At 70.8% G+C, this 22244-nt stretch carries 17 protein-coding genes, 1 tRNA gene and 1 pseudogene; 3 read left to right on the top strand and 16 right to left on the bottom strand.

What is annotated here, in order from left to right; translation table 11 throughout:
- Positions 1-98: 98 nt before the first annotated feature.
- The 7 genes and pseudogenes from ORI94_RS20970 to pgsA form a co-directional block, all read right to left on the bottom strand.
- Positions 99-851, bottom strand: coding sequence for a YebC/PmpR family DNA-binding transcriptional regulator (locus tag ORI94_RS20970; protein ID WP_042174120.1), 753 nt, complete (start codon positions 849-851; stop codon positions 99-101).
- A 117-nt stretch (positions 852-968) separates the two neighbouring features.
- Positions 969-1574 (bottom strand): pyridoxal 5'-phosphate synthase glutaminase subunit PdxT, encoded by a 606-nt coding sequence (pdxT, locus tag ORI94_RS20965; RefSeq protein WP_266077926.1) that lies wholly within the window; start codon positions 1572-1574, stop codon positions 969-971.
- A gap of 9 nt (positions 1575-1583) precedes the next feature.
- The gene (gene pdxS / locus ORI94_RS20960) at positions 1584-2495 is read right to left on the bottom strand and encodes a pyridoxal 5'-phosphate synthase lyase subunit PdxS (RefSeq protein ID WP_266077924.1); all 912 of its coding nucleotides are present in this window, start codon (positions 2493-2495) and stop codon (positions 1584-1586) included.
- 180 nt (positions 2496-2675) lie between these two features.
- Positions 2676-3218: a hypothetical protein gene (locus tag ORI94_RS20955; protein ID WP_266077922.1), complete on the bottom strand. Its 543-nt coding sequence runs from the start codon at positions 3216-3218 to the stop codon at positions 2676-2678.
- Positions 3219-3330: 112 nt separating this feature from the next.
- Positions 3331-4494, bottom strand: coding sequence for a glycosyltransferase family 4 protein (locus tag ORI94_RS20950; protein ID WP_266077920.1), 1164 nt, complete (start codon positions 4492-4494; stop codon positions 3331-3333).
- The gene (locus ORI94_RS20945) at positions 4491-5423 is read right to left on the bottom strand and encodes a phosphatidylinositol mannoside acyltransferase (RefSeq protein WP_266077918.1); all 933 of its coding nucleotides are present in this window, start codon (positions 5421-5423) and stop codon (positions 4491-4493) included. Before ORI94_RS20945 ends, ORI94_RS20950 begins: the two co-directional genes overlap by 4 nt.
- Positions 5420-6174, bottom strand: a pseudogene (gene pgsA, locus ORI94_RS20940) (phosphatidylinositol phosphate synthase). Before pgsA ends, ORI94_RS20945 begins: the two are co-directional and overlap by 4 nt.
- 263 nt (positions 6175-6437) lie before the next feature.
- Here pgsA and ORI94_RS20935 point away from each other — a divergent pair.
- Both ORI94_RS20935 and ORI94_RS20930 read left to right on the top strand, forming a co-directional pair.
- Entirely contained in the window at positions 6438-8633 is a 2196-nt protein-coding gene (locus ORI94_RS20935; RefSeq protein WP_266077914.1) for an elongation factor G-like protein EF-G2, read from the top strand.
- A gap of 325 nt (positions 8634-8958) precedes the next feature.
- Complete coding sequence (locus tag ORI94_RS20930; protein ID WP_266077912.1) at positions 8959-10614, top strand: hypothetical protein; 1656 nt, start codon at positions 8959-8961, stop codon at positions 10612-10614.
- A gap of 69 nt (positions 10615-10683) precedes the next feature.
- Here ORI94_RS20930 and ORI94_RS20925 read toward each other — a convergent pair whose 3' ends face one another.
- Together ORI94_RS20925 and thrS are read right to left on the bottom strand one after the other, a co-directional pair.
- Positions 10684-11232, bottom strand: a complete 549-nt coding sequence (locus ORI94_RS20925; RefSeq protein ID WP_266077910.1) for an HIT family protein — start codon at positions 11230-11232, stop codon at positions 10684-10686.
- Positions 11233-11383: 151 nt separating this feature from the next.
- Positions 11384-13360, bottom strand: coding sequence for a threonine--tRNA ligase (gene thrS, locus ORI94_RS20920; RefSeq protein ID WP_266077908.1), 1977 nt, complete (start codon positions 13358-13360; stop codon positions 11384-11386).
- Positions 13361-13876: 516 nt separating this feature from the next.
- On the opposite strand from thrS, the gene ORI94_RS20915 reads away from it, so the two are divergent.
- The gene (locus ORI94_RS20915) at positions 13877-14602 is read left to right on the top strand and encodes an exonuclease domain-containing protein (RefSeq protein ID WP_266077906.1); all 726 of its coding nucleotides are present in this window, start codon (positions 13877-13879) and stop codon (positions 14600-14602) included.
- Between the two features lie 85 nt (positions 14603-14687).
- Here ORI94_RS20915 and ORI94_RS20910 read toward each other — a convergent pair.
- The 7 genes from ORI94_RS20910 to ORI94_RS20880 form a co-directional block, all read right to left on the bottom strand.
- Positions 14688-14759 (bottom strand) — tRNA-Val (locus ORI94_RS20910).
- A gap of 39 nt (positions 14760-14798) precedes the next feature.
- Complete coding sequence (locus tag ORI94_RS20905) at positions 14799-15248, bottom strand: SRPBCC family protein (protein ID WP_266077904.1); 450 nt, start codon at positions 15246-15248, stop codon at positions 14799-14801.
- Between the two features lie 60 nt (positions 15249-15308).
- A complete protein-coding gene (locus ORI94_RS20900; RefSeq protein WP_266077902.1) occupies positions 15309-18044 on the bottom strand; it encodes a Tat pathway signal sequence domain protein in 2736 nt (911 codons plus the stop codon).
- A 99-nt stretch (positions 18045-18143) separates the two neighbouring features.
- On the bottom strand, positions 18144-18770 hold the full coding sequence (locus ORI94_RS20895) for a hypothetical protein (protein WP_266077900.1): 627 nt from the start codon (positions 18768-18770) through the stop codon (positions 18144-18146).
- A gap of 12 nt (positions 18771-18782) precedes the next feature.
- Complete coding sequence (locus ORI94_RS20890; protein WP_266077898.1) at positions 18783-19715, bottom strand: carbohydrate ABC transporter permease; 933 nt, start codon at positions 19713-19715, stop codon at positions 18783-18785.
- On the bottom strand, positions 19712-20713 hold the full coding sequence (locus tag ORI94_RS20885) for a carbohydrate ABC transporter permease (protein WP_266077896.1): 1002 nt from the start codon (positions 20711-20713) through the stop codon (positions 19712-19714). Before ORI94_RS20885 ends, ORI94_RS20890 begins: the two co-directional genes overlap by 4 nt.
- A complete protein-coding gene (locus ORI94_RS20880) occupies positions 20713-22026 on the bottom strand; it encodes an ABC transporter substrate-binding protein (protein WP_266077894.1) in 1314 nt (437 codons plus the stop codon). The genes ORI94_RS20885 and ORI94_RS20880 overlap by 1 nt, the downstream gene beginning before the upstream one ends.
- Positions 22027-22244 lie beyond the last annotated feature (218 nt).

Raw genomic sequence — 22244 nt, 5'->3', positions numbered from 1 at the left:
GGGGGGGGGGGGGGGGCCGGGGGCCCGGGGGCGGGGGGGGGGGGGGGGGGGGGGGGCCCCCCCCCCCCCCCGCCGGCATCCTCGTGCACGCGGCGGTGCTACGCCTCGACCTTCTCCATGACCTCGTCGCTCACGTCGAAGTTGGCGAAGACGTTCTGCACGTCGTCGCTGTCCTCCAGTACGTCGATGAGCTTGAAGATCTTCTTGGCGCCCTCCTCGTCCAGCTCGACCTGCATGGTCGGGACGAAGTTGGCCTCGGCGGAGTCGTAGTCGATCCCGGCGTCCTGCAGAGCGGTGCGGACCTCGACCAGGTCGGTGGCCTCGCTGAGCACCTCGAAGGACTCGCCGAGGTCGTTGACCTCCTCGGCGCCCGCGTCCAGGACGGCGGCCAGGACGTCGTCCTCGGTCAGCTCGCCCTTGGGAACGATGACGACACCCTTGCGGTTGAACAGGTACGACACCGAGCCCGGGTCGGCCATCGAGCCGCCGTTGCGGGTCATCGCGACGCGCACGTCGGAGGCCGCGCGGTTGCGGTTGTCGGTGAGGCACTCGATGAGCACCGCGACGCCGTTCGGACCGTAGCCCTCGTACATGATCGTCTCGTAGTCGGCGCCACCGGCCTCGAGACCGCCGCCGCGCTTGATGGCAGAGTCGATGTTCTTGTTCGGCACCGACTGCTTCTTGGCCTTCTGGACGGCGTCGTAGAGGGTCGGGTTGCCCTCCAGATCGACACCGCCCATCCGCGCGGCGACCTCGATGTTCTTGATCAGCTTCGCGAAGAGTTTGCCGCGCTTGGCGTCGATCACGGCCTTCTTGTGCTTCGTCGTGGCCCATTTAGAGTGGCCGGACATCTGCCTGTCTCCTTCGCGTAACCCATCTCTGCAACGAACGCAGGAATCCTACAAGGGCCCGGTCCGACATTTCCCGTCGTCCGGCCGCCGGGCAGGTGGAAGACGTCGGACCGCGCACTACGGGGAGCCGGCCGCCCCGTGTCCGCGCGCCATGTCGACGAACAGACCGTGCACCCGGTGGTCGCCTGTCAGTTCCGGGTGGAACGACGTGGCCAGCGCGTTGCCCTGGCGGACGGCGACGATGTGACCGTCGTGCTCGGCGATCACCTCCGCGCCGGCACCGACGGACTCGACCCAGGGCGCGCGGATGAAGACCCCGTGCACGGGGCCGCCCGCGATGCCCCGGACGTCGACCGCCGCCTCGAACGACTCGTTCTGCCGACCGAACGCGTTGCGGCGCACGATCATGTCGACGCCGCCCACGGTCTCCTGACCGGAGCGCGGGTCGAGGATCTTGTCGGCGAGCAGGATCATCCCGGCGCACGTGCCGTAGACCGGCATGCCGCCGCGCACACGTGCGCGCAGGGGCTCCATCAGGCCGAACAGGACGGCCAGCTTGGAGATGGTGGTGGACTCGCCGCCGGGAAGGACCAGGCCGTCGGCCTCCGCGAGTTCCTCCGGGCGCCGCACCGGCCTGGCGACGGCGCCGGCCGCGGCCAGGGCGACGAGGTGCTCCCGTACGTCACCCTGGAGGGCCAGGACACCGATGACGACGTCGCTCATGTCCCGGGCCTACCAGCCGCGGTTGGCGTAGCGCTCGGCCTCGGGGAGGGTGTCGCAGTTGATGCCGACCATGGCCTCGCCGAGGTTGCGGGACGCCTCCGCTATCGCCTTGGGGTCGTCGAAGAAGGTGGTCGCCCTGACGATGGCGGCCGCCCGCTTGGCCGGGTCGCCCGACTTGAAGATGCCGGAGCCGACGAAGACGCCCTCGGCCCCGAGCTGACGCATCAGAGCGGCGTCGGCGGGGGTGGCGACACCGCCGGCGGAGAACAGCACGACCGGCAGCCTGCCCAGTTCGGCGGCCTCCTTGACCAGTTCGTAGGGGGCGCGCAGCTCCTTGGCGGCGGCGTACAGCTCGTGGTTGTCGAAGCCGCGCAGCCGGGCGATCTCGTTCTTGATCTGACGCAGGTGGCGGACCGCCTCGACGACGTTGCCGGTGCCGGCCTCACCCTTGGAGCGGATCATCGCGGCGCCCTCGGCGATGCGGCGCAGGGCCTCGCCGAGGTTGGTGGCACCGCAGACGAAGGGGGTGGTGAACGACCACTTGTCGGAGTGGTTGACCTCGTCGGCCGGGGTGAGGACCTCGGACTCGTCGATGTAGTCGACGCCGAGCGACTGCAGCACCTGCGCCTCGACGAAGTGGCCGATGCGGGACTTGGCCATGACCGGGATGGAGACGGCCTCGATGATGCCCTCGATCATGTCCGGGTCGGACATGCGGGCCACGCCGCCGTCCTTGCGGATGTCGGCGGGGACGCGCTCCAGGGCCATGACGGCGACGGCACCCGCGTCCTCGGCGATCCTGGCCTGCTCCGGCGTGACGACGTCCATGATCACGCCGCCCTTGAGCTGCTCGGCCATGCCGCGCTTCACACGGGCGGTGCCGGTCTCGGGACCCTGGTTTTCGGAGAGCGTGCTGGACACGAGTGACCTCACTGATGGCGAAGAGGGGGTTTCTGCAGCACTGAGGAAACGTGAACGGACCAGGCCACGGCAAGAGCCAATGCAGGGGCGGTGGATCGTTTTGGGCAAAGCTCCCGGCCCGGCGACCGGCGCGGGCCCCGGTGAGTGCTGCGGGCGGGTGCTGCCGGCGGGTGCTGCCGGTCAGGCCGCACGTTCGATCAGGGCGGCCGGGGGTTCGTCGTCCATTTCGAACGCCATGGGGAACGGCGCGTGGCCCGCCAGCCGGAACCAGCGCACCTTGCGGTGCCGACGCAGGGCGCGCGCGGCCCGTACGGCGTCGTTGTGGAAGCGGCGGGCCATGGGCACTCTGCGGACCGCCTCGGCGAGTTCCAGGGTCGCCTCCTCTCCGCCGGGCGCTTCCCTGACCGCGTCCACCTGCTGCGACTCGGCGAAGACGGCCCGCAGCGCCTGGGTCAGTTCGCTCTCGGCGACCTCCCGCTGCTCCTCCACCGCCTGCCGCGCGGCGTGCGCGGCCTCGTAGAGCACGATCGAGGCGGCGGGGTCGAGCACCCCCGAGGTGGCCAGTTCCTGGGCCACGGAGGCGCGGCGCAGCAACTGCGCGTCCAGCGCGGCACGGGCGGCGTCGATCCGGGCGTGCAGCCGGTCCAGCCGCCCCGCCGTCCAGCTCAGGTAGAGGCCGATCACCACGAGGGCGACAAGGATCCAGATCAGGGTTGCGGTCACGGGCGGCAAGGCTACCGGGGCGCACCGCCGGGGTTCACCGGGTCCCTGGGCGTGGACGACGGCGCCGGTGGAGGACCGCTCGCCGAAGCCGCCGTCGCCGCGGGCCGCGCCGTCAGTCCCGCGCCGGACCGAAGCGCGACCACAGCCCCGTCGTCCGCTCGTCGGCCGCCACCGCCGCGGCTCCGGCGGTCACCGTCTCGTAGACGGACATGATGTCCGCGCCGACGGTGGACCAGTCGAAGCGGCGGACGTGGGCGCTGCCCCGCTCGCGCAGCTTCGCGCGCCGTTCCGGGTCCCCCAGGAGGCGTACCGCGGCCTCGGCGAGCGCGTCGGCGTCCTCGTTGGGGAACAGTTCGCCGGCTGCGCCCCGGTCGAGGACCTGGGCGAAGGCGTCCAGGTCGGAGGCGAGCACCGGCGCCCCCGCGGACATCGCCTCGACCAGGATGATGCCGAAGCTCTCGCCGCCGGTGTTGGGCGCCACGTACAGGTCGACGCTGCGCAGGAAGCGGGCCTTGTCCTCGTCGCTGACCATGCCGAGGAACTCGACCCGGGAGCGGAGTTCGGCGGGCAGGGTGTGCACCGCCTCCTTCTCGTCGCCGCGTCCGGCGACCAGCAGCCGTGTCTGCGGGCGGGCGGCGAGGATCTTCGGCAGGGCGCGCATCAGCACCGGCAGGCCCTTGCGGGGCTCGTCGATGCGGCCGATGAAGCCGATCGTGTCACCCTGCCAGTCCGGCTCGGGCTCGGCGCGGGCGAAGAAGTCGACGTCCACTCCGTTCGGGATCACCACGGCGTCGCCGCCGAGGTGTTCGACGAGCGTGCGGCGTGCGTACTCGCTCACCGCGATCCGCGCGCTGATCTTCTCCAGTGCCGCCTGCAGGATGGAGTACGCGGCGACCATGGCCCTGGAACGCGGGTTGGACGTGTGGAAGGTCGCGACGATGGGTCCCCGGGCCGCCCAGCAGGCCAGCAGGCCGAGCGAGGGCGAGGTCGGCTCGTGGATGTGGATCACGTCGAAGGCGCCCTCGTACAGCCAGCGCCGCGCCCGGGCCGCCGACAGGAATCCGAAGTTGAGCCGGGCCACCGAGCCGTTGTACGGAACCGGCACCGCGCGGCCCGCCGGGACGACGTACGGCGGCAGCGGGGTGTCCTCGTCGGCCGGGGCGAGGACGGACACCTCGTGGCCCTGGCGGATGAAGTACTCGGCCAGGTCCCGGATGTGGAACTGGACGCCGCCCGGTACGTCCCAGGAGTACGGGCAGACGATGCCGATCCTCACGGGGTCCCCTTCCGGGCGTCCTCGCCGGGGTCCCGCGCGGGATCGAGATCCTTGACCCACAAACGCTGCAGCATGTGCCAGTCCTCCGGGTGGTCGGCGATGCCCGTGGCGAAGGCGTCGGCCAGCGCCTGTGTCATGACAGACGTCTTCTCGGCCCGCGTACCTGACGTCGGAACCGGGACCGCCGGATGGACCCGGCCCCGCATCACGGGCGAGTCGTCGTACCAGAGCGTCGCCGGCAGCAGCAGCGCCCCGGTGTGCTGGGCGAGCAGGGCGGGGCCGGCCGGCATCCGCGCGGTCTCGCCGAAGAACTCGACCTCCACGCCGGAGGCCGACAGATCGCGGTCGGCGACCAGGCAGACCAGTCCCCCGTCGCGCAGCCGCCGGGCCAGCGTGCCGAACGCGCTGCCGCCGTTGTGCGGGAGCACCTCCATGCCGAGACCCTCGCGGTAGGCGACGAACCGGTCGTACAGCGTCTCGGGCTTCAGGCGCTCGGTGACGGTGGTGAACGGGATGCCGAGCCCGGTGGTGGCCCAGGCGCCCGCGAGGTCCCAGTTGGCGAGGTGCGGCAGCGCGAGGACCACACCCTTGCCGGCCGCCATGCCGTCGGTCACGCGGTGGATGTCCTTGATGTCGATGCCGTTCGCGATGCGCTCCGGGCTCCAGGCGGGCAGCCGGAAGGACTCCATCCAGTACCGCAGGTACGAACGCATGCCCGCACGGGACAGTTCGGCGAGCCGCTCGGGGCTCGCGTCCGGCACCACGCGCGCGTAGTTGCTCTCCAGCCGCAGCACGCCCTGGCCGCGCCGCTTCCATGCGATGTCGGCGATGGTCCGGCCGAGCCGCACGGCGACGGGCTCGGGCAGCTTCTTGACGGTGGCCCAGCCGGCGCCGTACAGGGCGTCGCTCAGGCGGTCCTGCACGCTCACTTCGCGGCCCCGCTCCCGCGGGCCTCCTGCTCCCCGGCGGCCCCCTGTCCCTGGCCGGCCTCCGCGGCCTCCGCCTCGGCGGACTCCCGGCGCACCGTGACGACCCGCTGGATCAGCGTGATCAGGCTGCCGACGGCGACGATCCACAGGGCGACCGGCAGCAGGTACTGGATGCCGGGCACGCCGAACGCGTGCAGGCCCGCCAGGCCGGCCGCGACCAGGGAGACGACGAGCCGCTCGGCCCGCTCGATCAGCCCGTTCACGGCCACCGGGAGTCCGATCGACTCGCCGCGTGCCTTGGTGTACGACACCACCTGGCCGCTGGCCAGGCAGAAGATCGACACGGCGCACAGGACGAGGTCGTCGCCGCCGCCCGCGTACCACAGGGCGAAGCCGCCGAAGACGGCCCCGTCGGCGACCCGGTCGAGGGTGGAGTCGAGGAAGGCACCCCAGCGGCTGGAGCGGCCCAGCTGGCGGGCCATGTTGCCGTCGACGAGGTCGGAGAACACGAACAGTGTGATGACGACCGTGCCCCAGAAGAACTCGCCCATGGGGTAGAAGACCAGCGCGCCCGCGACCACACCGGCGGTGCCGATGAGCGTGACCGTGTCCGGGCTGACCCCCCGCCGGATGAGAAACGCGGCGAACGGTGTGAGGACACGCGTGAAGAATGCACGCGCGTACTTGTTCAGCATGGCCTTCCCGACGGTCGGTGTGGCCGCGTGGCCCCACTGGCCACCGGCTGGCCCATCGTAGTCACGCGCGCGTACGACCGGCGCCGGGTGTCCGGGGATCCGGCACGGGGGACGGCCGGCGCGCGGGTCCCCGTCCCGGAGCAGCGCCGGGAGGGAGAGCCCGTCCTTCGTATGGACGCACCGTGGCGGGAGTGGAAAGCTCGAAGGACCGCGGGCATCGCCGGAGCCGTCACCGCTCGGGGTGCCCCGGGCCGGACCCCGGGGAGGATTCCGCGAGTCCGCGCCCACAGCGACCTCACCGTGCACGGGAGGCAGGACCATGGGCGACAAGGCGCACACACACCCCGGAGCCGCCGGAAGGGCACAGGTGGCCGACCACCCCGCGTCCGTACGGAACGTGGTGCTGGTCGGCCACTCCGGATCGGGCAAGACGACCTTGGTGGAGGCTCTCGCGCTGACCGCGGGAGCGGTGAACCGGGCGGGCCGGGTGGAGGACGGCGGCACCGTCTCCGACTACGACGACATCGAGCACCGGCAGCAGCGCTCGGTGCAGCTCTCCCTGGTGCCCCTCGAATGGGACGGCATCAAGATCAATCTGTTGGACACTCCCGGATACGCCGACTTCGTCGGTGAACTCAGGGCCGGTCTGCGAGCGGCGGACGCGGCCCTTTTCGTCGTCTCGGCCTCCGACGGGGTGGACGGCTCGACCCGCATGGTGTGGGACGAGTGCGCGGCCGTCGGCATGCCGCGGGCCATCGTCGTCACGCACCTGGAGGCGGCCCGCGCGGACTTCACCGAGATGACGCGTGTGTGCGCGCAGGCCTTCGGCGGGGACGACCCCGACGCCGTGCTGCCGCTGTACCTGCCGCTGCACGGCCCGGAGGGGCCCGACGGGCACGCGTCCGTGACAGGCCTGATCGGGCTGCTGACGCAGAAGCTGTTCGACTACTCCTCCGGCGAACGCGAGGAGCACGAGCCCGACCCGGACCGGCTGCCGCTGATCGAGGGGGCCCGCAACCGGCTGATCGAGGGGATCATCGCGGAGAGCGAGGACGAGACCCTCATGGACCGCTACCTCGGCGGCGAGCCGTGCGACGTCAGGACCCTGGTCGAGGACCTGGAGAAGGCCGTCGCGCGCGGCGTGTTCTTCCCCGTCCTGGCCGCCGCCCCCGCGGCCGAGGGCGCCCGCCAGGGTCTCGGCACGGTCGAACTGCTCGGGCTGATCACCGGCGGTTTCCCGACCCCGCTGGAACACAGCACGCCGCGGGTGACCACGGTCGACGGCGCGCCGCGCGAGCTGAAGCCGTGCGACCCCGACGCCCCGCTGGTCGCCGAGGTCGTCAAGACCTCGTCCGACCCGTACGTCGGGCGGCTCTCGCTGGTCCGGCTGTTCTCCGGCACCCTGCGCGCCGACCAGACGGTGCACGTCTCGGGGCACGGACTGGCCGACCGGGGCCACGAGGACCACGATGTCGACGAGCGGATCGGTGCCCTGTCCACACCGTTCGGCAAGCAGCAGCGCCCGGTGTCCCACGTCGTCGCGGGCGATCTCGCGTGCGTGGCGAAGCTGGGCCGCGCGGAGACCGGGGACACCCTGTCCGCCAAGGACGACCCCCTCCTGGTGGAACCCTGGGAGATGCCCGACCCGTTGCTGCCCCTGGCCATCCGGGCGCACAGCAAGCCGGACGAGGACAAGCTCTCGCAGGGGCTGGCCCGCCTCGTCGCGGAGGACCCCACGATGCGACTGGAGCACAACCAGGACACCCACCAGGTGGTCCTGTGGTGCCTGGGCGAGGCCCACGCGGACGTGGCCCTGGAGCGGCTGCGCGGCCGGTACGGCGTCCAGGTGGACGTCGTGGCCCACCGGGTGCCGCTGCGCGAGACGTTCGGCTCCAGGGCCTCGGGGCGCGGACGGCACGTCAAGCAGTCCGGCGGGCACGGGCAGTTCGCCATCTGCGAGATCGACGTGGAGCCGCTCCCGGGTGGTTCGGGCGTCGAGTTCGTGGACAAGGTCGTCGGCGGCGCGGTGCCGCGGCAGTTCATCCCGTCCGTCGAGAAGGGCGTACGGGCGCAGGCCGCCAGAGGAGTCGCGGCCGGTCACCCGCTGATCGACGTACGGGTGACGCTGCGGGACGGCAAGGCCCACTCGGTGGACTCCTCCGACGCGGCCTTCCAGACGGCCGGCGCGCTGGCGTTGCGGGAGGCGGCCGCGGACGCCCGGATCCGTCTCCTGGAGCCGGTGTCCGAGGTGAGCGTGCTGGTCGGTGACGACTACGTGGGCCCGGTGATGAGCGATCTGTCCGGCCGGCGCGGCCGGGTACTCGGCACCGAGCAGTCGCCGGGCGGCCGCACCCTCGTCCGGGCGGAGGTCCCGGAGATCGAGATCGGCCGGTACAGCGTCGACCTGCGGTCGCTCTCGCACGGCACCGCGCGCTTCAGCCGCCGGTACGTGCGGCACGAGCCGATGCCGGCGCAGGTCGCCGAACGGGCCCGGGAGGAGGCTCTCAGCGCCTGACCACGGACTGCGGACGACAGACGGCAGACGGCCGACGGGCGGCAGGCGGCAGGCGCCTCCCCACGGCACGGACGGGGCGCCGGACGGGGCGCCCGCCGGCTCCGGCAGCCTCGCGCGCCACCGCGCGCCACCGCGCCCGGACACGCACCCGGCAGCCGCGGAATGCGCCCCCGAAGAGGCCGCGCTTCGTACCGGCGGGCGGCTTTCGGCAGTCCACCGACGGACGCCGGTGGCTGCGGATACCCTGAAGACCAGTTCAACAGGTGTGCGCGGCAAGGAAGTCGGGAAGGCCGCAAGACGACAGTCGCGGCGATCGGGGGCGGGAATGACCGTTGAAGGCGGTTACGCGGAATTCTTCGGTCCGCAGGTGCCGAGCACCGGCGGCGAGGGGCAGACCCCGACGTTCGCGCTGGCCTCGGCCGCCTACCGGGACAACGAGGCCGACGAGATACTCAAGGCCAACAGCGAGTGGCACAAGTCGTCCGTCGGCAAACCCCGGATCGCGCTGTTCCGGCCGAATCTGGGCGAGGCGTTCTCCCGGGCGATCATCGACCGGATGCTGGGTTCCGGGCGGGCACCGCTCATCCAGTCCTTCGGCACCCAGCCGCAGGTGGTGGTGGAGCACAGCCTCGCGGCACACCGCATCCGCAGGGAGCGGGACAACTGGCTGAGCGCCGTGATGGTGCTGTGCGGCCTGCTGTTCCTGCCCGGACTGCTGGTCTGGCTGCTGGTCTTCCAGATCCGCACCACCATCGCCAGGCGCGAGGACAAGCGGGCCGGCGCGCTCGCCACCGTCCTGCTGGTCGCGATGGGGATCCTCGCCGCGCTCTTCCTGCTCCGGATGCCCTTCGACGGATTCTGGGGCTGGTACGCGCGCGCCTGTGTCGTCGCTCCGGTGATCGGCTGGTTCTGGGCCAAGCGGATCTGCGAGCGCACGGCACACGACCTCAGGGAGCGCTGGAGCAGCCTGCTCTCCGGCGGCAGTGTGGGCGCCAAGGTGCCCGAGGCGGTACCGAGCAGCCCCGGCGAGACGGCCGCCGAACAGTTGCGTCAGTCGCTGGCCCGGCTCAGCGCCGAGCAGCAGTCCAACTCCGTGTTCTACGCCGGTCCCAAGGGGATACTCGGCATGGGCACGCGCTGGGGCAGCTGGCAGCTCGCCGAGGAACTGATCCCGATCGACCCGGACCGGGAGATCAACCCGTTCCGCAGCTGGGACGTCATCAGGGCCGTTCACGACCGGCTGCGCATGCTGGAGCGCGGCCCGCTGCACACCGGGGGCTTTCCCAAGCCGACGGTACGGCACTGGATCGTCACCCCCATCGGGGAGAACGCGGGAGCGGTGTCCCGGCCCGACGGCACCGACGTCGAGGCGTACCAGATCAAGTCGCACGCCATACAGGAGATCTGCAACAACCAGCAGTTCGGCGCGGGCGACCGGCACTACCTGGGCGTGCAGTGGACGCTGTGGGACGGCCAGTTGGTCCTCACCATGCTGATCACGGTGACGGTGCTGCACGAGACGCTGCGCATCGAGGTCACCGGTCATGCGCTGGGCCCGGTGCACCCCCTGTTCACCAGCAAACCGGCGGCCAAGGAGAAGTCGGTCCAGAAGTCGGTCAGGTTCTGGGAGACCCGGACGGTGAAGCTCCCGCTGGTCGACACAGACGAGGTGGTGCGCCTGGCCGCCCGCGCGCCGCTGACCTGGTATCCGCCGCTGCTCTACTGGCTGGGCGGCAAGCTCTCGCTGCCCGAGCCCTTCGGTCTGCGGCACGCCTGGGCGGACAAGCCGTGGCGGCACCGTTTCATGGCCGACGACGCGCTGCGCGCGGCCACGCCGGTCCTGCGGGCGGTGCACTCGGCGGCGATCAAGGTGCTGAAGGAGAACGGCGTGGACACGGAGAAGTTCGGTGCCCGGTCCTCGTCCCTCAGCGGGGCGGTCCAGGACGCGGCGCCCAAGAAGGCCGACGTGTACGACGCGTAGGCCTCCGGCGAGGGACGGGGGACGGTCGTCCGGACCGCTCCCCCGCCCGTTGCCGTACGGACGGACGGATCAGGCCACCGGCCAGGCCTCCGCGAGCATCTTCCGGGTGTCGCCCAGCAGTTGCGGCAGTACCTTGGTGTGGCCGACGACCGGCATGAAGTTGGTGTCGCCGCCCCAGCGGGGTACGACGTGCTGGTGCAGGTGCGCGGCGATGCCGGCGCCTGCGACCGCGCCCTGGTTCATGCCCAGATTGAAGCCGTGGGCCCCGGAGGCGCTGCGCAGCGCCGTCATGGCCTGCTTGGTGAGTTCCGCGAGCTCTGTGGTCTCCGCTTCCGTCAGATCGGTGTAGTCGGCGACGTGACGGTAGGGCACGACCATGAGGTGGCCGCCGTTGTACGGGTAGAGGTTGAGTACCGCGTACACGTCCTCACCACGCCGAATGATCAACCCGTCCTCGTCGGACTTGGCCGGGATCGAGCAGAAGGGGCATCCGTCGTCGGCCCCGGGGCCGCTCGGCTTGTTCTCGCCCTGGATGTACGCCATCCGGTGGGGCGTCCACAGACGCTGGAACGCGTCCTGCGTGCCCACTCCGATCTGCTGCTCCGGCTCACTCGTCATGCGTGCAGCATATGGCGTCACTGTGGGGGTACGGCAAAGGCCCCCGGGGGGCTCCCCGGGGGCCGATACCCGCCTGCGCGGGGATCACTCGCGCCGACGTCACGAGGACGAGGGCTGCGACGGGCCCTCCCCCGCGTCGGCGGGCAGCAGCTCAGACCTGGGCCCGGCGCTCCACCACGTCAACGATCTCGGCGATCGCTTCGTCGCGGGGAATGCCGTTCTTCTGCGAACCGTCGCGATAGCGGAACGACACCGTGCCCGCGTTCATGTCGTCGTCGCCGACGATCACCATGAACGGCACCTTCTGCTTCTGGGCGTTCCTGATCTTCTTCTGCATGCGGTCCGAGGAGGAGTCCACCTCGATCCGCAGGCCCTGCTTCTTCGCGTCCGCGGTGAACTTCTCCAGGTACTCCACGTGGGCGTCGCCCACCGGGATGCCCACCGCCTGCACCGGCGCCAGCCACGCCGGGAAGGCCCCCGCGTAGTGCTCCAGCAGCACCGCGAAGAACCGCTCGATCGAGCCGAACAGCGCGCGGTGGATCATGACCGGGCGGGTCTTGGAGCCGTCCGCGGCCGTGTACTCCAGGCCGAAGCGCTCCGGCAGGTTGAAGTCGAGCTGGATCGTCGACATCTGCCAGGTGCGGCCGATCGCGTCCCGGGTCTGGACGGAGATCTTCGGGCCGTAGAAGGCCGCGCCCCCGGGGTCCGCGACAAGCTCCAGGCCCTGCTTCTCGGCGACCTGGCGCAGCGTCTCGGTGGCCTCCTCCCAGACCTCGTCGCTGCCGACGAACTTCTCCGGGTCCTTGGTGGACAGCTCCAGGTAGAAGTCGGTCAAGCCGTAGTCGCGCAGCAGGTTCAGGACGAAGGTGAGCGTCTTGTCGAGCTCGTCCGCCATCTGCTCACGGGTGCAGTAGATGTGCGCGTCGTCCTGGGTGAAGCCGCGGGCGCGGGTCAGGCCGTGTACGACGCCCGACTTCTCGTAGCGGTACACGGTCCCGAACTCGAACAGCCTCAAGGGCAGTTCGCGGTACGACCGGCCGCGCGCGTCGAAGATCAGGTTGTGCATCGGGCAGTTCATGGGCTTGAGGTAGTAGTCCACGCCCTCGTCGAGCTGCATGGGCGGGTACATGCCGTCGGCGTACCAGTCCAGGTGGCCCGAGGTCTCGAAGAGCTTCCCCTTCGTCGCGTGCGGGGTGTAGACGAACTCGTAGCCCTCCTCCTCGTGGCGGCGCCGCGAGTAGTCCTCCATGACCCGGCGGATGATGCCGCCCTTGGGATGGAAGACGGCGAGGCCCGAGCCGATCTGCTCCGGGACGGAGAACAGGTCCAGCTCGCTGCCGAGCTTGCGGTGGTCGCGCTTCTCGGCCTCGGCGAGGAACTCCAGGTGGGCCTTCAGCTCGTCCTTGGTCGGCCAGGCGGTGCCGTAGATGCGCTGGAGCATCGGGTTCTTCTCGCTGCCGCGCCAGTAGGCGGCGGCGTTGCGCATCAGCTTGAACGCCGGGATGTTCCGGGTGGTCGGCAGGTGGGGACCGCGGCAGAGGTCCTTCCAGCACAGCTCGCCGGTCTTGGCGTCGAGGTTGTCGTAGATCGTCAGTTCGCCCGCGCCGACCTCGACGTCCGCGCCGTCGTCGTGCGACGCGGATCCCTTGAGGCCGATCAGCTCGAGCTTGTACGGCTCGGCGGAGAGCTCCTCACGGGCGGCGTCGTCGGTCACCACGCGGCGGGAGAAGCGCTGACCACGCTTCTGGATCTCCTGCATGCGCTTCTCGATGGCCTTGAGGTCCTCGGGTGTGAACGGCTTCTCCACGTCGAAGTCGTAGTAGAAGCCGTCCTTGACCGGCGGGCCGATGCCCAGCTTGGCCTCGGGGAACAGGTCCTGCACGGCCTGGGCCATGACGTGCGCGGCGGAGTGGCGCAGGATGTCGAGACCGTCCGGGGAGGAGATCTCGACGGCTTCGACGACGTCGCCGTCCCCGACCTCGTGGGCGAGGTCCTTGAGCTCACCGGCCACGCGCGCGGCGACGACCGAGCGCTCGCCGGCGAAGAGCTCGGCGGCCGTGGTGCCCGTCGTCACCACGCGTTCTTCCCGCTCGGAATCGCGTTGGATGATCACACGGACGTCTGACACCGGTCTCTCCTGACTGAAGGCTGGGCTGCGGCGCCATACCTGAGCGCACGCATGGGTGCGATCGTACCGACCCGAACCGGTGCGGGTCGAAATCATTGCCCGCCGCAGTATCCACCCGCGGTCGTCCTCGCCTCCCTCCCCGTCCCTCTCCCGTCCCTCTCTGCGCCCCTCTCTGCGTCCGTCTCTGCGTCGAGGCGGTCGCCGTCGGCGCCGCAGGCCTCGCCGAGGCGGGCCGCGATTTCCCCGTCCCGCCGGAGTTCCTTCGCCGACCGGCCCCGCTCGGTCCCGTCGACCCGCGCCGGGGCCGGCCGGCCCCGGTGAGCCGGCGGGAGCCGCCCCTCCTCTTCGGCCGGCCGCTCACCCGCGCCGGCGGTCCGGCCGGGGGCGTGGACGGCGGGGGGATGTCGGCGGTCTCCGGTGTCTCCCTGCGGCGTGCGGCGCAAACGGCCCGGGTATCACCGGAGCGGGCAGCCGGCAGGATGCCGGCCGCCCGTGGTGAGCGAGGGGTTGGTGGGGATGACGTGCTGGTACGAGGGGCCGCTGGCCGCCTTTGGCACGGAGACGACGGGGGTGGACGCGGAGACCGACCGGATCGTGTCGGCCGCCGCCGTCGTGCAGGACGCCCCGGGCACCCGGCCGCGGGTCAGCCGCTGGCTGGTGAATCCAGGGGTGCCGGTGCCCGCCGCGGCCTCGGAGGTGCACGGGCTGACGGAAGATCACCTCCGGCTGCACGGCCGTTGGCCGGCACCGGTGATGCACGAGGTGGCGCAGGAGCTGGCCGGGCAGGCGCGGATGGGCCGCCCGCTGGTGGTGATGAACGCGCCGTTCGATCTCACCCCGCTGGACCGGGAGTTGCGCCGCCATCGGGCGATGCCGCTGAGCCGCTGGTTCGAGCGGACGCCGCTGCTGGTACTGGACCCGCTGGTCCTCGACAGGCATCTGGACCGCTACCGCAAGGGCCGCCGCACGCTCACCGACCTGTGCGTGCACTACGGCGTCGGCCTGGAGGGCGCGCACGACGCGGCGGCGGACGCGGTGGCGTCGCTGGAGGTCACCCGTGCGGTGGGCCGCCGCTTCGCGTCCCGCCCGGAGTGCCTGTCCCCCGGTGAACTGCACACCCTGCAGGCGGTGTGGCACGCGGGCCAGGCCCGTGGCCTTCAGGTCTGGTTCGCCCGCAACGGCACCCCGGAGGCGGTCGCCCCTGCCTGGCCCCTGCGCCCGCACCTGCGGGCGGCGGCGTGAGGGAACCGCGCCGGCCGGGTGAAGCCGGGGCCTGCGGCCCCGGACACGAAGAAGCCGGTCCGCCTGGGCGGACCGGCTTTCCCGGTGGGCGATACTGGGTTCGAACCAGTGACCTCTTCGGTGTGAACGAAGCGCTCTCCCACTGAGCTAATCGCCCGGGAACGCAGTGAACGATACAGGGCCGGGCGGGCTCGGTTCAAACCGCTCGGAGGTGGGCGGCCAGGCCGCGCCGCCCGGAGCGCATCATCAGGGCGTGGTTCGCGTGGAAGAGGGGACGCCCGGGCACGGCGAGGCGGCGCAGGAGGGACTTGCGGACGTCGACCTCCTGCTCGTAGCGGGCGAGTGTGCCGGCGGGGCCGGCGGGGGTGACGGTCCAGCGGGCCCAGCCGTCGAGGTCCCCGGACAGGTGCACTTCGAGGATTCCGGCTACGGGGTCGCGCCGTGTCTCGCGCAGGGTCGTCCTCAGGTCGAAGGGCAGTACGGAGCGGATCCGCACGGCCCCGCCGGCGGCGTCGTGCCGGGTGACCTCGCGCACCTGCGGCCACCAGCGGGGATAGTCCTCGATGTGCTCCAGGGCGCGGTACACCGGCCCGGCGGGCGCGGGCAGGCTCCACAGACTGCGGAAGCGGTAATGGCTGCGGTCCATGGAGGGAGTCTGCCCACCCGCGCCCGGCGCGTACGGTCTCCCACGGCCTCCTGCCGCCTTCTACGGCATTCGGTCGCCCAGCAGGGCGAGGTTCTCGATGGCGGCGAGGCCGTAGAGCGCGGTGTCGTTGGTGGACACCCAGGTGGCCTCGCTGCCGGCGACCAGGGCGGTGGAGCCGGTCACCTTCTCGGTCTTCCAGGGGGCGGATTCCCTGTAACCGTCGGAGTTGTAGAACTTGTCCCAGGCCCGGTCGGCGAGCCGGTCGTCGCCGGTCTGCACGGCGGCGTAGGCGTCGAGGCGGGAGTGGCCCTGGAAGAGGATCAGGCTGCCGAAGTGGGAGCCGTAGCGGGCCGCCTGTTCCGTCTTGCTCGCGTTGAAGTAGCGGCAGTAGTCGTAGTACGCCTCGTTGAAGGCCGGCATGTCGACCAGGTCGATGAGTTCGGCGCACAGTTCGTTCAGGCCGAAGACGGCCGAGAGGTGGGAGACGCCGACCACGGGTTCCTCGGCGATGGCGAACCTCCCGGTGTCCAGGTCGTACAGTCCGGTGCCCTGGACGAATCCGTTGGGCTGGGCGGCGATCGTCTCCATGGTCGACAGGACACGCGCCCTGGCCTTCTGCCACTTCGGGCCCCGGCGTTCCCATTCGGTGAGCCAGGCCGAGACCAGGCCGCTCCAGTCGGTGCCGAAGCCGATGGACAGGGCGTGCCGGTCGGGGGTGTACGGCTCGGTGCGGATCTTGCGGATGGGGTCGAGGACGAGGAAGGTCTCGTCGGAGTCGACGTTGGCGTGCATGAGGTCGCCGACGCGTTCGTCGGCGGTGAGGAAGTAGTAGTAGCGCCGGTAGGTGGTGTTGGCGATGCGCTGCTGCTTGGCGCTGTCGGCCCAGTGCTGGACGCCGTGCCGGGTGCCGAGGCCGGCCCACTGGCCCAGGTGGTAGACGTCGACCTCGCCGGTGTGCCGGGTCATCGCCTCGGCGAAGCGGAAGATGTCGGCACGGCCGGAACGCAGGTAGGCGTACCAGAGCCAGAGGTCCGGCGAGAGTTCGGAGTTGTCCCAGGCGTAGCCGCCGACGTCGTAGCGCCACTGGTGCCGGGCGGTGTCGTAGGTGTGCATGATGTCGCCGTAGTCCCAGAAGCCGTACCAGCGGCGCATCTCCACCTGGTCCTTGTAGTAGGTGAAGAGGAAGTCGAGGTGGTCCTCGATCTTCGCCTTGGCCGGGGTGGAGCGGTCGGGTGCGGAGAACAGGCCGGGGCCGAACACCTTGGCACCGATGAGCTGTTCCGGCGGGGCGGCGAGTTGCGGGAGGACACGGACGGCCTCGACCTGTTGTGCGAGTCTCTCGGCGCTCGGCGTCGACTCGTTGGCCCAGAAGAGGAGTTCGGAGGTACGGGCGATGCCGTAGGGGGTGCCGAACCCGGGCTCGTGGTCCTCGTAGGTGATGTTGAGGCCTTCGAGCTGTTCGGGGAAGGTGTCCTGGCCCATGCCGTCGTGGTAGAAGCGCAGGTCCATGGGCTGCGCCTCGGGCGACCAGAGCCAGAGGGTGACCTCGGCCGCGTCGGTGTGGGCGTCGCGGATGTCGAGCTGGGCGGGGTGTTTCTCCCAGAAGTCGCGCAGGCCGAAGGAGAGTCCGCCGCCGACCCCGCCGACGTAACCGAAGCCGGAGGCGCGCCGGCCGCCGCCGGCCGGGATCCAGCCGTAACCCTTCTTGGTGCGCTTGCGCAGGGCGAAGCCGTCGGCGGAGAGCTGGGAGAGGGTGTAGTCGCCCCATTCGGGGATGTACTGCAGGCGGGTGGTGACCCGCTGGTCCCAGGTGGCGGGGTCGGGGAGCTTCTCACCGGCGAACTGGGCGGCCTGCACGGCGGCGCCCGGGTCCCGGCGCAGTCCGGTGATGCCCTTGACGGCCTCGCGCAGCAGTCCTGTGCCCTCACCGCCGATGCGGATGTGGCGGTCGTAGGACTCGTCGCGCAGGGGCACGGTGAAGCGGACGCCGATGCCGCGGATGAAGTCGCCGCTCGCCTTGCCGGGTTCCTGCGTGCCGTCGTAGGTGATGGTGTGCACCATGCGGAAGGAGTCGGAGCCCGCGTAGAAGTAGAGGCGGACGGAGAAGGGCAGCCAGCCGCGGCGGCCCTTGCGGTGTTTTCCGTCGACGCGGACGACGGCGCGGACCGGCCCCTCCTGTTCGACGGTGACGTCGTCAATGGCGCCGTCGAAGCGCTCGGTCCGGACGGCGGTCTGGTCGCCGTCCTCGAACTCGGGCTGGCGCAGCAGGACGAGGCGCCCGTTTCGGGCGATCTCGGTGGAGCCGCGGGTGACGGACTTGACGATGGTGGCGCCGGACTTGGCGATCCTCGCGGTGATGACGCCGGTGGAGATGCCGATGGTGCCGCCGCGCCGGTCGACGGTGACCTTCCGCTCGGGCGGTGCGGGGGTGCCGGCGGTCAGGGTGAGCTTGCCGGTGCCGGAACTCACCGCGTGCGCGGTCCACTTCAGGGAGCCGTCGGGCCAGTAGGCGAGGGGCCAGGACTGTACGGGTACGGCCCTGCCGTCCGCGTCGGTCAGCGCGAAGGTCTGGTCGTCCTGGTGGGCGCCCTTGGGCCAGGGCACGCCGACGGTGGATCCGGGCGCCGCGCCCAGGCCCCCGTCCTCGAGCCAGTCCAGGGTCACGGGGCCGTCGGCGGCGGTCTCGGCTCCCGGCGCGGCGGCGGCGCCTCGGCTGCCGAGGGCCCAGCTGAACTGGGTGGCGGCGCCTGCGACGGCGGCTGCCTTCAGGAGGGACCTGCGGGGGATGGGGGACATGGCCTTTCCTTTCCGTGCGGGACGCAAGAGGATGTCAAGGGCATGACAGGCAAAGGCGCGGCGCCGGAGCACCGGCCCTGGTACGGGAGGCACCGCCCGTCAGCGGTGCCGGTAGCGCTCCTCCACGGCGACGGCCGCCGCCGCGACCGCTCCGAGGACGGGCAGGGCGAGCGGCGCGCTGAACCAGGCGGAGCAGACCACCACGGCCAGCCCGCCGACGATCAGGAAGGATCCGGCGGGGTCGAGCACGGTGCGGCGGCCGGCCTCGGCGAGCAGCGACCGCCAGGAGTCCCCGGGCTGCCAGGAGGCCGCCGCGCGCAGTCCGGCGACGACCGCGGCGATGAGGGCGAGCACGCCGACGGCGCCCGCGAGTGCACCGCCCGGCAGCCCGGCCCGTACGGCCCGCACGTCCACCAGGACCACGGCGAGGACGGCCCACCCGGCGAGGCCGACGAGCCACCCTCCGCGCAGCGCCGACCGGAAGTCGGCCGCGAACTCCCGCAGTCCGCCACGCTCATGGGCGAGCTGCCGCCCGAGGTGCCGCGACCCGGCCGCGAACGCGGCGGGGTAGGTGACCAGCGGGAGTGAGGCCACCGCGATCCACACCCCGGTGAGCAGGCACTCGGCGAACAGGGCGAACCTCCCGGCGAGCGGTGACTCGCCACGTGCGGCCCGGCTCCCACCGCCACGGCGTGCGGTACGGGGCCCGGCGTGCGCCTCCGGCATGATCGGTCCTCCTCAGCCCTTCAGGCCGGACGTGGCCATGCCGTCGATGAGATAGCGCTGGAAGGCCAGGAAGAAGGCCAGCACCGGTAGCAGCGCCACCAGGGACATGGCGATCATGCCACCGTAGTTCGCCAGCGCTTCCTGGTCGACGAACATCTTCAGCCCGAGCGAGACGGTGTACTTGCCGGGCTCGTTGAGGTAGATCAACGGGCCCATGAAGTCGTTCCAGGAGTTGATGAAGGTGAAGATGGCACTGGTGATCAGGGCCGGCCGGCACAGTGGGAGCACGATCGACCAGTAGATGCGCAAGTGCCCGCAGCCGTCGAGCCGGGCCGCCTCGTCGAGTTCCCTCGGCAGGTTGCGCATGAACTGCACCATCAGGAAGACGAAGAACGCCTCCGTGGCCAGGTACTTCCCCAGCAGGAGCGGGGTGTACGTGTTGATCATGTCCATGTTGCGGAAGAGCACGTACTGCGGGATCAGCAGGACGTGGTACGGCAGCAGCAGGGTGCCGATCATCAGCGTGAAGAGCAGATTGCGGCCGGCGAACCTGATCTTCGCGAAGGCGTAGGCGGTCAGCGAGCAGGACACCACGATCCCGATCACGGAACCCACCGCGAGGAAGAGCGAGTTGAAGAAGAACGTGGAGATCGGGATGTCCGCGATGCCGTCGGCGAGGCTCGTGTAGTTCGAGGTGATCGGGTCGGCCGGGAAGAGGTCCAGGCTGCCGACGATGTCCTCGCTGTTCTTGAAGGACCCGCCGACGACCCAGACCACCGGATAGAGGATCACCGCGAGGATCGCCAGTGACCCGATGTGCCAGGCGAGCGAGCCGGGCAGGCGGCGCCGGAAGGCACCCGCCCTCGTGGACCGGGCCGGTCCGGCGTCGGGGGCCGGTGGGGGTGTCCCCCGACCGGGCGGAGCAGAGATGTCGGGGGAGCTCATCGGCCGCCCTCCTCGTAGTGCACCCAGCGCTTCTGGGACCAGAAGAGCACCGCGGTGACCAGGGCGACTCCGACCAGCAGCATCCACGCCATGGCGGAGGCCAGGCCCATGCGGCTGTTCTCGAAGCCCTGGACGTACAGGTAACAGGTGTAGACCATGGTTCCGTCCGCGGGACCGCAGGCGTTGCCTCCGGCGCCACCGCCGACGATGTAGGCCGAGCTGAAGATCTGGAAGGAGTGGATGGTCTCCAGCAGCACGTTGAAGAAGAGGACCGGGGAGATCATCGGCAGGGTGATGTTCCAGAACTGCCGCAGCCTGCCCGCTCCGTCGACGTCCGCCGCCTCGTACAGCTCGCGCGGCACCTGCTTCAGGCCGGCCAGGAAGATCACCATGGGGGCGCCGAACTGCCAGACGGTGAGCGCCACCAGGCTGTAGATGATCAGGTCCGGGTCACCGGTCCAGCCGCCGACGTCGACGCCGAAGAGCTTCTGCGCACGGTCGACGATCGCGTCGTCGGAGAAGATCGCCTTCCAGACGATGGCGACGGAGACGCTCGCCCCGATCAGCGAGGGCGCGTAGAAGGCGGCCCGGTAGAAGGCCTGTCCGCGCCGTTTCTGGGCGAGCAGCAGCGCCACCCCGAGCGCCGCGACCAGCTTGATCGGCGTGCCGACGGCCACGTACCAGAGCGTGACCTGCACCGAGTGGCGCCAGCGTGGGTCGGCGAACATCTCGGAGAAGTTGTCGAGGCCTATCCACCGGGGGGCGTCGAACAGGTTGTAGTCGGTGAACGCGAAGTAGAGCGAGGCGGCCATCGGGCCCGCCGTCAGCAGCAGGAACCCGGCGATCCAGGGGGACATGAAGAGGTAGCCGGCCAGGTTCTCCCGGCGGCCCCGCCGCTTGAGGGCGGCGGGGCGCGGGGACGTCACCGGACCGTGCCGCGGCTCGGAGTCCCGGGTGGGGTCCTCCGTCGCAGGGGCGTGTGTCACGGTGCTTCCCATCAGCCGGCGAGAGCCGTCTTCGACTCGGTGAAGAACTGCTTGACCGCGTCCGCCACGGAGCGCTTGCCCAGGCCGAGTTCCTCCGCGATGCGCAGGAAGGCGGCCTCGCAGATGTCGGCGCCGTTCGGGTGCGGAGTGATCGGTTCCAGGACGCCGGCCTCGACGAGGGACTCCTCGTACGCGGCGATCGCCTTGTTGACCGGGTCGGTCGGCTGGTACGCGTCGTACTGCGCCTGCGTCGCGGGCACACCGCGGTCGTAGCCCATGATCTTGGCGACCTCGGGGTCGTGCACCATGAAGTCGATGAACTGGGCGACCTCCTTGGGGTGCTGGGTGCGCCTGGAGGCGCTGAGCATCAGGGAGCCGAGGTACTGGCCGGTCCTCTTGCCGTCCGTGGTCGGGATGGGGGCGAGACCGTACTCGCTCTTGCCCTCGGAGGTGTAGCGGACGGTGAAGTTGTCCCAGGTGAACTCGCTTCCGGCGAGTTCGGCGGAGAGCGCCGACTTGGGCTTGATCTGGGCGACCTTCTTCGGGTCGGCGAACAGACCGGTCCTGACACCCTTCTCGGCCTTGGTCCACCACCGGGTCAGATCCGCCTCGGTGAAGCCCAGGCCGTCCTCGGTGAAGAACGCCTTGCCGTTCTGCCGCAGGTACAGGTCGTAGAGGTACATGACTCCGTACATTCCGCTGTCTCCGGCGCGGCCGGCCCTGTCACGGATCCTCGCCATCGCGTCGTCGAAGTCGTCCCAGGTCCAACCCTGTTCGGGCTTGACGCCGGCCCGGGTGTAGACCGGCTTGTCGATGACCAGGGCCAGCGAGTTCGACCCCACGGGCACACCGAGGAGCTTGCCGTCCACCTCGCCGAACTTCTCCAGACCGGCCCGGAACCCGTCCATGGAGAGGTTGCCGGCCTCCACCTGCCCACTGAGGTCGAGCAGCACATTCTTCGCGTCGTATTTGCGCAGGAATCCGATGGCATTCTGGAAAACGTCCGGCGGGTTCCCCCCGGAGGCCTGCGTGTTGAACTTCTTCCAGAAGTCGGGGTAGGGCTGGAAGTCGGTCTTGATCTTGATCTTCGGGTACTTCTTCTCGAAGAGCGCGATGGTCTTGTTGATGCGCTCGGCCCGGTCCTCGGCACCCCACCAGGAGTAACGGAGCGTCACAGTCCCGTCACCCGATCCGCTTCCGCCGCCGCACGCGGTGGCCGTGGCACCCAGCCCCGCGACGGCCAGCGAGGCCCCCGCCGCCTTGAGGACCGTACGCCTCCCGGCCTGCCTCGCAACCCGCCCTGCCGAATTCCCGCTCTGCTGCATAGGAGCCTCCCGCGCCGTCGCGTCCGCCTCATGAATCGTTTCAAGTAAGCGCTTGCTGGCACAAAGTACGGAGGACCCACGGGCGCGTCAATGATTCGGACAGGAATTGATGGGCGCACCGGCCGGACGCCGCCCTCGACGACCCTCGCCCTTTCGGCGGGGACGAGCACAAACGCCCAGGTCCACGCGATCCGGTCGACGGACCGAACGCTGCGAGG

This window comes from Streptomyces sp. NEAU-W12, from assembly GCF_026242095.1.
GTDB lineage: Bacteria > Actinomycetota > Actinomycetes > Streptomycetales > Streptomycetaceae > Streptomyces.
This window is presented reverse-complemented; position numbering and strand designations above follow the sequence as displayed.